The sequence below is a fragment of the Faecalibacterium sp. DFI.5.82 genome, from assembly GCF_029076575.1.
In the GTDB taxonomy this organism is placed as follows: Bacteria; Bacillota; Clostridia; order Oscillospirales; family Ruminococcaceae; genus Faecalibacterium; species Faecalibacterium duncaniae.
Map to the genome: position 1 here is coordinate 1 of NZ_JARFIS010001047.1, position 291 is coordinate 291.

The window sequence follows — 291 nt, forward strand, 5'->3', positions numbered from 1 at the left end:
GCGGGCGGATATGTGCTGGATGCCCGGGACTGGCCGGAGCAGCACATCCTGCACCTGGTGGAGACCGTTCAGTACACAAAGGAGAACGGATGATGGAACAGGGCCTGCTGCATCTTTACTGGGGCGACGGCAAGGGGAAGACCACCGCCGCCATGGGCCTTGCCCTCCGCGCACTGGGCAGCGGCAAACGGGTTGTCATCGTGCAGTTCCTCAAGGGCGGGCAGATCGGCGAGATCCCTCTGCTGGCCCAGCTGGGGGCCAAAATTTTCCGGGGCAAAGGCGGGCAGAAGT

1 protein-coding gene is annotated in these 291 nt (G+C 63.9%); it reads left to right on the top strand.

From position 1 onward, the window contains the following. Positions 1-89: 89 nt before the first annotated feature. Positions 90-291: cob(I)yrinic acid a,c-diamide adenosyltransferase (locus P0G09_RS20070; protein ID WP_275253557.1), on the top strand; the 202-nt coding region annotated here is incomplete at its 3' end.